Source organism: Candidatus Thiodictyon syntrophicum (assembly GCF_002813775.1).
Taxonomy (GTDB): domain Bacteria; phylum Pseudomonadota; class Gammaproteobacteria; order Chromatiales; family Chromatiaceae; genus Thiodictyon; species Thiodictyon syntrophicum.
The window spans coordinates 3,637,102-3,652,221 of the sequence record NZ_CP020370.1 but is presented as its reverse complement, the minus strand read 5'-3'; the positions used below and the strand labels follow the sequence as shown (position 1 = coordinate 3,652,221).

Sequence of the window (15,120 nt, the reverse complement as noted above, 5' to 3'; positions counted from 1 at the left end):
ACTTCTTGAACTTATTAGTTAACCGTTCCTTGCCCATGCCTGGTCGACGCTGCCTGCGACTGCCGCTTGGTTAGTCTTTGAATAGCGGGGATATTGATATTGTACCGGGCCAATTCATCATCGAGGTGCGCGAGCGCAATGCGCAGGTCCTCGCTTTGCTCCCGCCGGTAGTCCAGCGCGGTGCGTCTGCGTCTGACGACCAGCTCGCCAACCTGCAGGGCACGCTGCGCCACTGCCGCACCAAGCGGGCTGTGCGGCAGGAGATTTCCCCGCACGAGTGGGGCCTTGGAGGTTCCTGAACGCATGATGGTTCGCCTACAATTCATTGATTTTGAAGCTGCCGACGGTCGCGGCATGGCGCGACCCGAAGTAGTAAGGGTAGCGTCGGGGGCCGTTGCGGTCTGTGCAGCATCGAACCGATCAGCCGGACGCCCGTTTGCTTGGGCGATATCGGCGGTGAAGGGCCCCGCGACGAAGCCGAACCAGGCCTCGTGCGGGGTCGCAGCGCGGTCCCTGGTTGCCGGCTACTTCCCGGCGACCATCGGTCCGCGCCTTCCAGACAATTACTTGGCAGGCTCGGCCGGGGCGCTTTCACCGGACTTGCCGGTCTCGCCCTGGCGGCCGGCCGTACCCTTGGCGCCTTGATCGCCGGTGGCGCCCTGCGGGCCGGCGGGGCCGGGCGCCGCGGCGGGGACATTGACCACGGTGGGGGTCTTTTCACAGGCGGCCAGGGTCAAGCCGGCAAGTAGCGCGGCCAACAGTATCGAACGATTCATGAGATATTCTCCAGGTTTGAAAGGTCGTCGCGGCGGCGGCACCGGGGTGCCCGTGCAGCGACGCGATTGAACTGGGCCTTCCCTGCCCGCCGGGCCTGATTACATGCCGTATTTCGTCTTGGCATCCTGCAGGCAACGATCGCTGTCGGCACCCGTCAAGGCGCCGCACTTGGCCTGAGCCACCGCGTAATTCGCCTCACGCTTTTCCGCCGTTGCATTCTGGCGGGCCGCGGTGCCTTCCTCCTTCGCCTTGGTTTCCGTTGCGGCAGTCTTTTCGATCGCCGTCTGGTCCGCCTCCCAGATCTTCAATTGCGCCTCGGCGTCGGCCCGGATACGGGTTTCGACCGCCTTGGCCTCCTTCACGCAGACCTCCTGGTCATTGCCGGTCCGGTCATCGCACTTTTGATTGGCGATCGCGTAGTCGGCCTTCGCCTTGGTCACCAGCAGGTCGTAGCGGTGCTTGGCGGTGGGTTCATAACTGGCCTCGAGCTCGGCCTCCGCGACCTTTTCTTTGCCCTTGGCCTGGGCGAAGCAGATGTCCTTGGCGTTCCCCGACAGGGCTTCACACTTGACCTTGTCGGCCGTGTATTGCTCCGCGATGCGGGCCTCGCCGGCCTTGTACTGGTCCTTCGTCAGTGCTTGCGCCGACACGCCGGCGCTGACGACAAAGCCGATGGCAAGCGCGATGGCGGACATTTGAAGATTTTTCATATGCGGTACCGGTCGGTGGTGGGTGAGGAGATGAAGGGTTGCCCGACAATATCGGGATGCCGGGCGTCCAGGCCGTGTCGCGCTGCTGCGCTGATGGCACGCAAGGCAGAACAGGCCGAATCGCAACCCTGATGAGTACGATAAGGCCCGCGCGCGTCGCCGTCGGTACGTTGGCACACGGATGAACGCCGTAGGGTCCGCTACGCGGACCGGACGCCGCCTAAGATGCCGCGTGGCCGGGTATGGGACCAAGGCCACCGCGGGCAGTCACCAGGGTTCGCCACCGCACCGACGGTATTCGCAATGAGCCCTAGAGTGCCGCTGTAGCGATGGAATCGATCATTCCTCGCCCGGGTCATGACCAGCGTGGTCATGGCTTAAACGTCCCAGCAGGAGATTGTCATGAACAAAGAGCAAGTGAAAGGCCGCGTCGAAGAGGCGAAGGGCAAGATCAAGGAAGTCGCCGGCCACGTGGTCGGCAACAAGGACCTGGAAGTCGAGGGAAATATCCAAAAGAACAAGGGCAAGGTCGGGGCCGGCGCTGCCGACCTGAAGGAAGACCTCAAGGCAGCCAAGTAAGGGTCCGTCAGGTCGCGCCCGCCGCCTTTGTACGCTGGCGCACCGACGCCAGGGGGGCTGCGGCCTATGCTTGCTGATATCACGATGCAGCGCCCGGCGAGGCCTGTGCCGCGGGTAACCGTCGGCGTCGGTGACCCTGCTCCGGTCCGCCTGCAACGGCGCGCCGAACTTTCTGCCACAAGAAGAGTTAAATCATGAACTATCAAACATTGTCGGTCGCGTTAGTGGCGGCACTCGGTGTGTGCGCCTGTACCGGACCGCAAGGGCCCTCGGGGGTTCAGGGTCCGACCGGACAGACCGGGCGGACCAGCGTCGATCAGGTGATCGTGACCCCGGCCCGTTCGGGGACCACTGAAACCCTGATCATGCCCGCGGCCCGTCCGGTAACCAGGACCACCGAAACCGTGACGAGCGCGCCGGGGCGCGCGACCAGAACGACCACCGTGTCGCGAGACTCCACCTACTACACCCGTTAATGGGTGGGGGGTTAGAGCCGTCATCGCCGACCGGCGTCGGCGCGAGGTCGGACCATCCGGCGCTTCATTGAGGGGCCCGGATGGCCTTCCCGCTCCCTCCCGGCCACTGACTGCAAGAAAGAGGTAATGGTTATGAACAAGCTCCTGATGCTGATGTTGCTGATCGCGGTCGGCGGGTTGCTCGGCTGCAATACCATGGCGGGCGCCGGCAGGGATATCCAACGCGGCGGCCAGGCCGTGACCAATACGGCCAATCATGTCAAGAGCGAGATGTGACGCCGCTCCTGGAATTCGCCCGGCTACACTGGGTCTGGGGTCTGGATGCCCTGGGCCTGGCGCTCCTGGTCGGCTACCAGCTCTATGCGAGCGGCGTCTTTCGCCGCCACCCCGAATGCACCCACCGGGGCCGTTCCAACCGGCTGCGCCGGGCCTGGGTCGAGAGTGTGCGGGCCGACGGCAAGGACATGCTGGCGATCGCGACGCTGCGCAACTGGGTGATGTCCACAACCATGTTTGCGTCGACCTGTATCCTGATCGGCCTGGGTATCATGGGCCTGACCTTCGGGGGGCTCGATCTGGCCGATCTGTCGCAGGCGCTGAGCTGGGTGCCGAGCCAGGCGGACGCCGTGCGCGTCAAGCTGTTGCTGCTCGCGGCAGTCTTTTTTTCCGGATTCATGCTGTTCCTGCTGGCGTTGCGCTACTACAACCAAGGCGGCTTCGTCATCAATCTGCCGGACGGGTTCTTCAGCGGTCCCCCGGCCCAACCCATTGCCGATACGCTGGATCGTGCCGGCGGCTACTATAACAGCGGCACGCGGGTATTTATCCTGGCCCTGCCCTTCGTATTGTGGCTGATCGGACCGGACTGGTTCTTGGGCGGGGTGTCGATCGCACTGCTGCTGCTCTATCGCTTCGATTTCCACGACGAGCGCGCGCCGAGGCGTGCGCCGGCAGTCCCGCTCGCCGGACTCGGCGTCGGCGCCCCGCACGCGCTGCCCGTTGCCGAGGTCTTCGCAGCCCTGCACAGTGGGCCCGCGGGGCTCGCCACTGCGGAGGCCGCCAAGCGCCTGGCAGCCGTCGGCCCCAATCGGCTGCAGGCCGCCCCCAAGACCGGGCCGATCCTGCGCTTCTTCAAGCATTTCAATGATAGCCTCATCTATATCCTGCTCGCCGGCGCACTCGTGACGGCACTGTTGGGGCAATGGGTCGATACCGGGGTGATCCTCGCCGTCACCCTCATCAATGCCGTCATCGGCTTCATCCAGGAGGGCAAGGCCGAGCAGGCGTTGGCGGGCATCCGCACCATGCTCGCGTTGCGCACCCACTGTCGGCGCGACGGCCAATGGGTACGGCTCGACGCGGCCGACCTGGTGCCGGGTGACACCGTGCGGCTGGTTGCCGGCGACCGGGTGCCCGCCGATCTGCGCCTGAGTGAGGCCGCCAGTCTTCGCATCGACGAGTCCGCGCTGACCGGCGAGTCGATACCCGCCGACAAGGGCACCGACCCGGTGGACCAGTCGGCGGGAATCGGCGACCGCGGCGGCGTGGCCTATGCCGGCACCCTTGTCGCCGGCGGCTCCGGGTTGGGGGTTGTCACCGGCACCGGGGCGCGCACCGAGTTGGGACGCATCGGCCAACTGATCGCGCAGGTGCAGACGCTCGACACCCCGCTCACCCGGCAGATGGCCGCCTTCGGCCGGGTGCTGGCGCTCGTGATCGTCGCCATGGCGGCAGGGATGTTCCTGATCGGCTGGCAGTTACACGAGTTCCCGCTGGGCGACCTGGCCATGGCCGCGATCGCCTTCGCCGTCGCCGCCATCCCGGAGGGCCTGCCGGCCATTCTGACCATCACCCTGGCGCTCGGGGTGCAGCGGATGGCGCAACGCAATGCCATCACCCGTCGCCTCCCGGCGGTCGAGACCCTGGGGTCGGTGACCGTCATCTGCACGGACAAGACCGGCACCCTGACCCGCAACGAGATGACGGTGCGCCACGTCGTCACCCGCGTCCGCCAGTACCAGGTGTCCGGGATCGGGTATGCCCCGGACGGTCTGGTGCGGCACGCGGGCCAAACCATCACGCTCGCCGAAACCCCGGACCTCCTGGCCTTGATCGAGGTGGCGGCCCTGTGCAACGACGCGGGAATCGCCGAGGACGACGGCCACTGGAAGGTCATCGGTGAGCCGACGGAGGGGGCGCTGTGCACCCTGGCGCGCAAGGCCGGTTTCACGCCCGGCAAGGCCAGGCGGCTGGCGGTCATTCCATTCGATTCGACGGCCAAGATCATGGCCACGCTCCATCAGATACCGCGCACTGGGTTGCGGCTGCTCGTGAAGGGGGCGCCCGGCCCCGTGCTTGAGCGCTGCACCAGCCAGCGTGCCGCCGACGGCCGCGACGAGCCGCTGGACACCGCCTACTGGGTGGGTCAGGTCGACGCGCTCGGCGCCCAGGGGCTGCGGGTGCTGGCCGCCGCCGCCGGCACGCCCCCGGACGGCAAAACGGATCTCAGCCCCGCCGATCTCGACGGGGGTCTGGTGTTCCTGGGTCTGGTCGGCATCGTCGACCCGCCGCGCCCGGAGGCGGTGGCGGCCATCGCCGCCTTCCGGCAGGCCGGCATCCGCGTCAAGATGATCACCGGCGACCATCCCGGCACCGCCATCGCCATCGGGCGCGAAATGGGTATCGGGGATGGCAGCCGCGCCGTGACCGGGGCCGAACTGGAGGCGGCCGACGACGCGGCCTTGCGCCAGATCGTGCAGAACTACGACGTCTTCGCCCGCACCAGCCCCGAGCACAAGCTGCGCCTGGTGCAGGCGCTGCAGGCCAACGGCGAGGTCGTCGCCATGACCGGCGACGGGGTGAACGATGCCCCGGCGCTCAAGCGTGCCGACGTCGGCGTGGCCATGGGCATCAAGGGCACCGAGGCGACCAAGGAGGCGGCGGCGATCGTGCTGGCCGACGACAACTTCGCCTCGATCGAGCACGCGGTGGAACAGGGTCGCACCATCTACGACAACCTGCGCAAATCGATCGTGTTCCTGCTGCCGACCAACGGCGCCCAGGCGCTGGTCATCCTGGTGGCGGTCCTGTTCGGCCTGGCCCTGCCGCTCGCGCCGGTGCAGATCCTGTGGGTGAATATGGTGGTCGCGGTGACCCTGTCGCTCGCGCTCGCCTTCGAGCCCGCCGAGACCGGCCTGATGCAGCGCCCCCCGCGCCGCCCGGATGCGCCCATCCTCGGGGCCCGGCTCCTCTGGCGCATCGCGCTGGTGTCGCTCCTGATCGGCGGGGCGACCATTGCCGTCTTCCTGTTCGAGCGCGGCCAAGGCCTCGCGATGGCCTCGGCGCAGACCATGGCCGTCACGACCCTGGTGCTGGCGCAGGCCGGCTTCCTGTTCAATTGCCGTTCACTGACTGAGTCGAGCCTGCGGCCGCGCCTGTGGTTTACCAATCCGGCGGTCTGGCTGTCGGTCGGGCTGCTCATCGTGCTGCAGGGGCTCTTCGTCTATGTGCCGGTCATGAACCTCTGGTTCCATACCGCCCCGCTGGCCGCGCGCGAGTGGCTGCTGCCGATCGGCGTCGGCCTCGCGATCTTCCTGCTGGTCGAGGTGGAGAAGGCGCTGGCCCGGTGGCTGGCCCCCAGCCCGCCGCCGACGGCCCGCTTTATCACCCGCCTGCCCGGTAATGGTACCGGCGAGGCGTCGAGTCGCCATGAATTGAATTATCTCAAGGCTTCCCATCCGTAATGACGCGGACGGGAAGGACCGGTACCGCGGCGCCGTCCCATCCGGGAACGCCGCGGACCGCTCCGGCACGGAGGCCAAGGTCTATCATCCTCAACTGGAGCATTCGCTATGAACTTCGACATCAGCAAAAACAACATCGGCACCACCGACCGCATGATCCGCATCGGCGTTGCCGTCCTCCTGCTCCTCGGCGCGGTGCGCGGCGGCAGCTGGGTGGCGGCCATTATCGGCGCGGTCCTGATCGCGACCGCCTATTTCCGCTTCTGCCCGGCCTACGGGCTCTTTGATTTCAGCACCAACAAGGACGTGACCCCGGTGGTCAAGTAGGCCGCCGGGCCGTCCACCGACCGCGCCGCCCGGCGCGGCCGGTGGGCTTGGCGGCCGGGCCTTTGGAGTCCAAGGCTTCAGCCTTGGAGCGCGCCAAGGCTGAAGCCTTGGACTCCAGGCAGAGCCGACGCGGTCGGCGAGTGCGCCGCAACTTAATGGCAGTGAGTCGTAGCATGGGTAGAGCGCAGCGAAACCCATCTCTTGTCTCAAGCCCCGAAGGGGCGCGATATACCAGCCCAGGGCAACGCCCTGGGATAGCGTTGTTTATTCGGCCCAGCCCTGAAAGGGCGTGACATAAGGCGCCACGGCGTTATGTCACGCCCTTTCAGGGCTAAGCGCTGCGGATAACCCATACCCAGGGCCTTGCCCTGGGCTGGTATGTTCGACCCCGTTGGGGTCGCTATGCGAGATAGCCTGCAACCGGGTACTAGCTGCTCGCTACCAGGACCACGACTTCCTCGCCGTCGATACCTCGCAGTGCGGTTTCCTCCCTGGCGCGGGCCTCCGCCTCGAGCGCGTTGAACTCCGCCTCATGGGCATGGGCCTCAGCGGCACGGGCATCACTTTCAGCCACTTCAGCGGATCTTCTGGCGGCATCTGTTTCGATCGACATGCTATTCTCCAAAAACGGGAGGGAAAGAACCGGCTCCAATTCATCGTGGTCGGTAGGTGCAGAGCCGACGCCATCTGCCGACGCGGCTGGTCCGGTCCCGCTGCCGCGATCTCAGGGTCGCAACAATGATTCGGCTGAGCCTAAGGCAAGTATAGTTCGTCTGAACGGAAAATGGGTGAATGGAAGCAAATAAGTACCGGCAAACAGGCGATGGTGTCGAGCAGAAGCCGTGCGGCCTTGATCATTATTCCAACCAGCTTAACAGGGTGACATGCGTCGCGGCCTGGGGGCCGCTCCTGCCGGCGTAGGAGCGGCCCCCAGGCCGCGACGGGTAGCCGCAAGGGTATGTGTGGCCGGAGTGATGATCAAGGCCGGCCGCTTACAATCCCGGCACAGTCGATCCGGGGCCGGAATCATAGAACCTGATCAGATTGCGTCCGGCCCCTTTGGCCTCGTACATCGCCGCGTCGGCCCACCTCAGGATGTCATCCGGGCTGCCGTCGTGGTCTACGAACAGGACCACGCCGATGCTGGCGGTGCAGCGATGCTCGACGGTGGTTTCAGCCTTTCCCTCCTGGGTGAATGTCAGCGCATAGGGTTTGGCCAGAGCGGCGCGGATCTTTTCTGCGACCATGCCGGACTCGGCCATGCATTGCTGTTTATCGGCACTGAGTTCCGTGAGTATCACCACGAACTCATCGCCGCCGAAGCGCGCGACCAGGTCCTCCTCCCGCACGCAATTGGAGATACGTCGTGACGCCTCGATCAACAGTAGATCGCCGACGTGATGCCCTTGGGTGTCATTGAGCGACTTGAAATTGTCGAGATCCATGAACATCAGCGCGGCATAGCGATGATTGCGCGTGCTGCTCGCCATCGCTTGCCGCAGGCGCTCGTTGGTCAGGCGGCGATTGGGGAGCTGGGTCAGTGAGTCATGCAAGGCCAGACTGAGAATTTGCGCCTGTGCCTCCTTATGTTGCGTGATGTCACGCGCCGCGGCGAACACCCCCTGTAGCTTGCGGTCCCGGTCATAGAGGGTCGTCGCATTGTAGGACACCGCGGTTTCCTTGCCGTCCCGGTCGCGCGCGGTCAGCTCGAAGTTGGTTACCTTTTTCTTCAGCAGCACCACCTTCATGGCCGCCTCGGCGCGCTGCGGTTCAGTAAAATAGTTCTTGAACGGCGCGCCGATCAGTTCGTCGCGTGTGCACCCGCTGAGCGCCTCCATCTGGTTGTTGACATCGGTGATAATCCCTGACGGGTCGGTAATCATCAGGGCGTCGATGTTGGATTCAAAGAGCGACCTCGTGTAGAACTGATGGTCGCGCAGGCGCTGACCCAGCAGGCGTTGCTCGGCCTCGATCTCTTTGCGCGCGGTATTGTCAGTGCCGATCAGCAGATAACCGATGATATCATGGGAAGTGTCGCGCAACGCGGTGACTGAGACGACCGCCGGGAAGCGGCTGCCATCCTTGCGGATGTAGGTCAGTTCATAGATGTCCTCGATGCCGCGTGAGGCCTTGAAGACCAAGGCCTCGAAACCCGGCGTGATCGGGGTATCGAGTTCCAGACTCAGCGCCTCGGCGCGCGCAATCACTTCCCCGGGATCGGAGATGTCGGCCGGGGTAATCTGGTTGACCAGGTCAGCGGCCGCGTAGCCCAGCATCCGTTCCGCGCCGACATTGAAGATCTGAATGACGCCCTTCGCGTCAGTGGCGATGCTCGAGAAGTTGGCGCTGTTGAAAATCGCGGTCTGCAGGGCGCCGGCCCGCAGCAGGGCATCCTCGGCTTCCTGGCGGGCGGTATTGTCAGTACCGATCAGGAGGTAACCGATGATGTCATTGTGATCGTCACGCAGTGCAGTTACCGAAACGACCGCCGGGAACCGGCTGCCATCTTTGCGGATATAGGTCAGTTCATAGATGTCCTCGATGCCGCGTGACGCTTTGAACACCAAGGCCTCGAAGCCCGGTGTGATGGGGGTGGCAAGCTCCACGCTCAACCCCTGCGCACGGGTGATGACTTCTTCCGGATCGGAGATGTCGGCCGGTGTGATCTTATTGATCACGTCAGCGGCCGCGTAACCCAGCATCCGCTCCGCGCCGACATTGAAGATCTGAATGACGCCGTGCGCATCGGTCGCGATGATCGAGAAGTTGGCGCTGTTGAAGATCGCGGCCTGCAAGGCCCCGGTCTTCAGCAGGGCATCCTGGCGTTTGACCTCGACGATGGACTCCGCCGCGGGGGCGGGTACGTCGGAATCGCTGATTTCTGTCGGTATCGTAGTCATTGTCGTTGTCGTTGTCGTTGTCGCAATCGTTGTCGTTGTCGTTGTCGTAATCGTTGTCGTAATCGGAGAAGCGAGGCAATTAGGGTGCGAGAGAATCCGGGGTTCTTCGATAACCTCGATTACGACAACGACAACGACAACGACGACATCCGTGTCTCCGTGAGAGGTCTTCTCTTATGCCATCTGACTGATGGTCCTGCGGAAGCGATTGAGCGCGATCGTGAAGAACACCGCGCCGATGGCGGCCAGGGCGAGGAACTGCGGCCAGACCACCCGGATGTCGGCCCCGCGGTACAGGATGGCCTGACCGAGTGCGACGAAATGGGTGGTCGGCGCGGCCAGCATGACATATTGGACCAGCTCCGGCATACTCTCGCGCGGCGTGGAGTTGCCCGAGAGCAGTTGCAGCGGCAGCAGGATCAGCACCGCGAGCATCCCGAACTGCGGCATCGAGCGCGCCAGCGTCGCCATGAAGATGCCCAATGAGGTGGTGGCGAACAGGTGCAGCGCGGCACCGGCCAGAAACAGGCTCACCAGGCCCTCGATCGGCACCCGCAGCACTCCCTGTACCACGAACACCAGGGCCACCGCGGCGGCCAGCAGGACCACCAGGCCCATGGACCAGACCTTGGAGAGCATGATCTCGGCGGGCGTGACCGGCATGGCCAGCAGGTGCTCGATGGTGCCGTGCTCGCGCTCGCGGATCAGGGCGGCCCCGGTCAGGATGATCGACAGCAGCGTGACGTTGTTGATGATCTCCATCAGTGAGCCGAACCAGGACTGCTCCAGGTTGGGGTTGAAGCGCGCGCGCAGGGCCAGGTCCACCGGCAGGGCGGCGGCGGCGCGGTAACGCGTAACGAATTCGGTAACCTCGCCCATTACGATCTGCTGGACATAGCTGCTGCCGGTAAAGGCCTGGCTCATGCGCGTAGCGTCGACGTTGAGTTGGATCGCGGGCGTGCGTCCGGCCAGGACATCGCGTTGAAAGTTAGGCGGTATGTCCAGTACGAAGGTATAGTCCCCGGCATCCATCCCGGTGTCGATAGCGGGCAGCCCGATCATCACGGGGGGCAGGAAGTGCGGTGGGTAGAAGGCCGTGCCGATCCGCGCCGAGAGCGGGGAGCCGTCCTCATCCACGATGGCGATCGGCGCCTTGTGCAGGGTTTCCGGCATGGCCGTGGCCGCGACATAGATCGATACCGTGAAGGTATAGGCGATCAGGACCAGCATCGTCGGGTCACGCGCCAGGCTCCACAGTTCCTTGAGGCCCAGGCGGTAGATGGTGGCGAGGTGCGGCATCCTCATTTCTCCTGCTTCTTCAACAAGACGATCGACAGGATGAGGATCACCGGCACTGCCAGCGCAAGCGGCCAGAAGGAGTCCTGCAGTTGCGCGAATCCCAGGCCCTTGTTGAACACACCGCGGCTGATGGTAAGAAAATGCGAGGCCGGGTAGATACGGCCGATGACATACCCCAGACCTTCCAGTGAGGATACCGGGTTCAACATGCCCGCGAATTGGATGGCCGGGATCATGGTGCCGATCATCGCGACGAACATCGCCGCGATCTGGCTGCGGGTGAAGGTCGAGGCGAAGAGCCCGAAGCCGGTGGAGAAGATGACAAAGAGCAGTGCCCCGGCCGTCAGGGTCAGCAGGCTGCCCTTGACCGGGACGCCGAAGACGGTGACGGCGAGCAGGGTGAGCACCACGAAGTTGAGCATCGCGAGTACGATATAGGGTAACTGCTTGCCGAGCAGGAATTCGCTGCGGGTGACCGGGGTGACATAGAGATTGATGATCGAGCCCAGTTCCTTTTCGCGCACCACCGACAGCGCGGTCAGCATCGCCGGGATCATCAGGAGCAGCATCGGGATGACCGCCGGCACCATGGCCGGCAGGCTGCGCACATCGGGGTTGTAGCGAAAGCGGGTCGCGATGGCGGCGGCACCGGTCGCGCCATCCTGGCCGAGTTGGCGCTGCGCCTGGTCGAGCAGCCAGCCCTGGTGCATCCCCTGCACATAGCCCCGCACCGTTTCGGCCCGTACCGGCATGGCGCCGTCCACCCAGGCGCCGATCTGGACCTGATGGCCGCGCGCGAGGTCGCGCGCGAAGCCCGAGGGGATCTCGATGGCGAGCGCCAGCTCGCCGCCGCGCATCCGCCGGTCGAGCTCGGCGTAGTCCGTGATCGGCGGGCGTTCGACGAAATAGCGCGAGCCGGACAGGTTCAGGGAATAGTCGAGGCTGCGCGTGGTCTGGTCGCGGTCGAGCACCGCGAAGGTCAGGTTCTCCACGTCCAGGCTGATGCCATACCCGAAGACGAACATCAGGATGGCGCTGCCCAGGAGGGCCATGGTGGCGCGTACCGGGTCGCGTTGCAGTTCCAGGGTCTCGCGCAGGCAGTAGCTCCAGGCGCGGGCGGGGCTAAAAGGAGCGTGGGCGTCCCGCCCGCGAGGCGTCACGGGAAGCCTCGACCCCGCCGCCGGAACCGCTTCAAGCACCGACGCCGGCCCCACCCCCTCGCCCCCCGCCCCGGCGTCCTTCAAGTACCCGATGAAGGCCTCCTCCAGGGTGGCCGCCCCGCGTTGGCGCACCAGTTCGGCCGGCGCCTCGGTCACCAGCACCCGCCCGGCGTGCATCAGCGAGATGCGGTCGCAGCGCGCCGCCTCGTTCATGAAGTGGGTGGAGATGAAGATGGTCACCTGATCATTGCGCGCCAGGTCGATCATCAACTGCCACAGGCGGTCGCGCGCGATCGGGTCCACGCCCGAGGTCGGCTCGTCCAGGATCAGCAGTTCCGGCTTGTGCACCATCGCCACGGCCAGCGACAGGCGCTGGCGGATACCCAGCGGCAGGGTGTCCGGCAGGGCATCGAGGACCTCAGCCAGCCCGAAGCGCCGAACCATCTCGTCCACCCGCGCCGGGATGTCCGCCGCGGGCCACTGGAACAGGCGGGCGTGCAGCACCAGGTTCTGGTGCACCGTCAGTTCCGAATAGAGCGAGAACGCCTGCGACATATAGCCGACGCGGCGCCGGGTGGCGATGTCCTTGGGGTCGACGGCCTGCCCGAGCAGGGAGGCCTGACCTTCGCTGGCCGGCAGCAGGCCGGTCAGCATCTTCATGGTGGTGGACTTGCCGCAACCGTTGGAGCCGATGAAGCCGAAGATCTCGCCGCGGCGGATGGAGAGATCGACATGGTCGACGGCGACGAAGTCACCGAAGCGCATGGTGAGCCCCGTGGCCTCGATGGCGATCTCGCCGCTGTCGACCAACGGCGGTATGGTCACGGCCTGGTAGCCGCGCCGCTGCGCCTCCGGCAGGAGCGCGATAAAGGCGGCGTCGAGCGAGTCGGTGCCGGTGCGCTCGAGCAACTCGGCCGGGGTGCCGGTGGCGAGCACGCGGCCGGCGTCCATGGCCACCAGCCAGTCGAAGCGCTGCGCCTCGTCCATGTAGGCGGTCGCGACGATCACGCTCATGCCGGTGCGCTCGGTGCGGATGTGGCTGATCAGGTCCCAGAACTGGGCGCGCGCCAGCGGATCGACCCCGGTGGTGGGCTCATCGAGGATCAGCAGGTCCGGGTCGTGGATCAGGGCGCAGCACAGGCCCAGCTTCTGTTTCATCCCGCCGGACAGCTTGCCGGCCGGGCGCGCCAGGAAGGGGGTGAGTCCGGTACCGCCGGTCAGCTCGTCGATGCGGCGGCGGCGCTCGCCGGCCTCATGGCCGAACAGGCGGCCGAAGAACTGGAGGTTCTCCTCCACCGACAGGGTCGGATAGAGGTTCTTGCCCAGCCCCTGGGGCATATAGGCGATATGGGGGCAGACCTTGGTGCGATGGCGGGCGCGGGCCATGTCGCCGCCCAGGGCCTGCACGTCTCCCTGCTGCACGGCGCGGGCGCCCGCGAGCAGCGCCAGCAGGCTGGACTTGCCCACACCGTCGGGGCCCAGCAGTCCGACCATGAGCCCGGCCGGGATGTCTAACGTCACGTCGTCCAGGGCCACGACCTTGCCGTAGTGCAGACTGACGTTCGCCAGGCTCGCCACGGGAGCCTGGGCGTCCCGCCCGGGATAGCCGGCACGCCCGGGCGGGACGCCCGGGCTCCTTTGGGCAGGCACCGCGGTCATTCCGGCAGCCTGATCGCCAGCTTGTCCGGCCAGGGTACCGACCCATCGAGCTTGAGCCAGGCCATGCCCGGCAGCCCGGTCTTGACCATCTTCAGATGCTTGTGCAGCAGCTCACGGTCGATCTGCGCCTTGACCCGGAACATCAGCTTCTGTCGCTCGCTGGCCGTCTCCACGGTCTTGGGGGTGAACTGGGCGGTGCTGGCGACATAGGACACCCGCGCCGGGATCACATACTGCGGGGCCGCGTCGAGCACGAGGTGGACCTCGCTGCCCAGCGCGACCCGCCCGACGACGGTCTCGGGCAGGAAAAAGGTCATATAGACATCACCGAGATCCACCAGGTTGAGGACCCGGCCGCCGGCCGCCAGGACCTCTCCCGGCTGCGCGATGCGGTATTGCACGCGCCCGTCGCGCGGGGACTTGAGCCGGCTGTCCGCGATGTCGGCCGCGACCCGGGCAATGGTCGCCTCGCTCGCCGTCACCGCGGAGTCGGCCCCGACGACCTGCGCCTGCGCGGCCGTGATCGCCGCGGACGCGGCGGCTACCTGGGCCTCGGCTCCGGCCAGGGTCGCCCGGGCACCGTGCACGGCGGCGCGGTCGTCGTCGAGCGTCTGGCGCGACGTCATCCCCTTCTTGGCGAGGGTCTCGGAGCGCGCCAAGCGCCGCCGTGCCGCGTCCAGCTCACTCTCGCGCTGCGCCACCAGGGCCTCGGCCGCGGCCGTGTCGCTGCGGCGCACCGCGACCTGGGCGGTCGCGCTGGCGACCGCGGTGACGGCCTGCTCGGACTGGGCGCGCGCCTCGTCACGCTGCGCGTCGAGCACGTCGACCTGCATCTGTGCCAGGGGCTGGCCGATCGCGACGAAGTCGCCCTCGTTGACCATGATGTCCTGCACGCGCCCGGCGAGTCGGGTGGCGACGTCGATCTCGGTCGCCTCGATCCGCCCGTTGCCGCTGACGAAGCCGGCCCCGAGGCCGGCCGGTCGCAGTGCCGTCCAGGCCAGTACCGCGCCCACGGCGGCGGCGAGCACCCCGGCCGCGATCAGGCCCTTCTTGATTGCTGGAGTCATCATGTTGTCTGCGTCCGGTTGCGTGCATTCGCGGCTCGACCATGCCGGTCCGGTCGGGCGTCCGGGCAGGGGTCGTCAAGGATTCGCTCCTAAGGTATGCCGCCGAGCCGCCCAACGCTGTACGCCAACGCACAGAAGACCAATTTTTCGCCCCCGGCGTCCGCTGCTTCCACCTTCTGGAGTCCAAGGCTTCAGCCTTGCTCCTGTTAATCCAAGGCTGAAGCCTTGGACTCCGGCCCGGGGCGGCCGGAATGATGATCAAGGCCCAAGAAACGCATTTTTCACGCCAATAACCTACCATCTGAGTGGTCCAGCGAACAGACCGGCGCGCGAGGCCGAACCTATACTGTCTGACCAATTAGTCAGGCAGCCCAGGCGCTACGAGTAGAAAATGACGAAAGCCACACTGCAAGCGCAGACAGC

General features: G+C 65.9%; 13 protein-coding genes. 5 read left to right on the top strand and 8 right to left on the bottom strand.

Annotated features, from left to right (window positions below):
• Window positions 1–14 precede the first annotated feature (14 nt).
• The 3 genes from THSYN_RS15270 to THSYN_RS15260 all read right to left on the bottom strand — a co-directional run bounded on the left by THSYN_RS15270 (window position 15) and on the right by THSYN_RS15260 (window position 1,472).
• Entirely contained in the window at window positions 15–305 is a 291-nt protein-coding gene (locus tag THSYN_RS15270) for a hypothetical protein (RefSeq protein ID WP_157817703.1), read from the bottom strand.
• A gap of 258 nt (window positions 306–563) precedes the next feature.
• Window positions 564–776, bottom strand: coding sequence for a hypothetical protein (locus THSYN_RS15265; RefSeq protein WP_100919898.1), 213 nt, complete (start codon window positions 774–776; stop codon window positions 564–566).
• Window positions 777–875: 99 nt separating this feature from the next.
• Window positions 876–1,472 carry a hypothetical protein gene (locus tag THSYN_RS15260; protein ID WP_236848573.1) on the bottom strand — a complete coding sequence of 199 codons (597 nt, stop codon included), beginning with the start codon at window positions 1,470–1,472 and terminating at the stop codon, window positions 876–878.
• 417 nt (window positions 1,473–1,889) lie between these two features.
• Here THSYN_RS15260 and THSYN_RS15255 point away from each other — a divergent pair, with 417 nt between their 5' ends.
• The 5 genes from THSYN_RS15255 (at window position 1,890) to THSYN_RS15240 (ending at window position 6,612) form a co-directional block, all read left to right on the top strand.
• A complete protein-coding gene (locus THSYN_RS15255; protein WP_100919896.1) occupies window positions 1,890–2,066 on the top strand; it encodes a CsbD family protein in 177 nt (58 codons plus the stop codon).
• Window positions 2,067–2,260: 194 nt separating this feature from the next.
• The gene (locus THSYN_RS33935) at window positions 2,261–2,542 is read left to right on the top strand and encodes a hypothetical protein (RefSeq protein WP_157817702.1); all 282 of its coding nucleotides are present in this window, start codon (window positions 2,261–2,263) and stop codon (window positions 2,540–2,542) included.
• Between the two features lie 132 nt (window positions 2,543–2,674).
• Window positions 2,675–2,818, top strand: coding sequence for an entericidin A/B family lipoprotein (locus tag THSYN_RS15250; protein ID WP_100919895.1), 144 nt, complete (start codon window positions 2,675–2,677; stop codon window positions 2,816–2,818).
• Window positions 2,815–6,285 carry an HAD-IC family P-type ATPase gene (locus THSYN_RS15245; RefSeq protein WP_100919894.1) on the top strand — a complete coding sequence of 1,157 codons (3,471 nt, stop codon included), beginning with the start codon at window positions 2,815–2,817 and terminating at the stop codon, window positions 6,283–6,285. Before THSYN_RS15250 ends, THSYN_RS15245 begins: the two co-directional genes overlap by 4 nt.
• 108 nt (window positions 6,286–6,393) lie before the next feature.
• Window positions 6,394–6,612 (top strand): YgaP family membrane protein, encoded by a 219-nt coding sequence (locus tag THSYN_RS15240; protein ID WP_100919893.1) that lies wholly within the window; start codon window positions 6,394–6,396, stop codon window positions 6,610–6,612.
• Between the two features lie 427 nt (window positions 6,613–7,039).
• Here the strand turns inward: THSYN_RS15240 and THSYN_RS15235 are convergent, their stop codons facing one another.
• The 5 genes from THSYN_RS15235 to THSYN_RS15215 form a co-directional block, all read right to left on the bottom strand.
• Window positions 7,040–7,225, bottom strand: a complete 186-nt coding sequence (locus THSYN_RS15235; RefSeq protein ID WP_100919892.1) for a hypothetical protein — start codon at window positions 7,223–7,225, stop codon at window positions 7,040–7,042.
• Between the two features lie 379 nt (window positions 7,226–7,604).
• Complete coding sequence (locus tag THSYN_RS15230; protein ID WP_216644537.1) at window positions 7,605–9,407, bottom strand: sensor domain-containing protein; 1,803 nt, start codon at window positions 9,405–9,407, stop codon at window positions 7,605–7,607.
• Between the two features lie 279 nt (window positions 9,408–9,686).
• Window positions 9,687–10,811, bottom strand: a complete 1,125-nt coding sequence (locus THSYN_RS15225; protein WP_100919891.1) for an ABC transporter permease — start codon at window positions 10,809–10,811, stop codon at window positions 9,687–9,689.
• Window positions 10,812–10,813: 2 nt separating this feature from the next.
• Complete coding sequence (gene rbbA, locus THSYN_RS15220; protein WP_100919890.1) at window positions 10,814–13,630, bottom strand: ribosome-associated ATPase/putative transporter RbbA; 2,817 nt, start codon at window positions 13,628–13,630, stop codon at window positions 10,814–10,816.
• Window positions 13,627–14,700 (bottom strand): HlyD family secretion protein, encoded by a 1,074-nt coding sequence (locus THSYN_RS15215; RefSeq protein ID WP_172965292.1) that lies wholly within the window; start codon window positions 14,698–14,700, stop codon window positions 13,627–13,629. Before THSYN_RS15215 ends, rbbA begins: the two co-directional genes overlap by 4 nt.
• Window positions 14,701–15,120 lie beyond the last annotated feature (420 nt).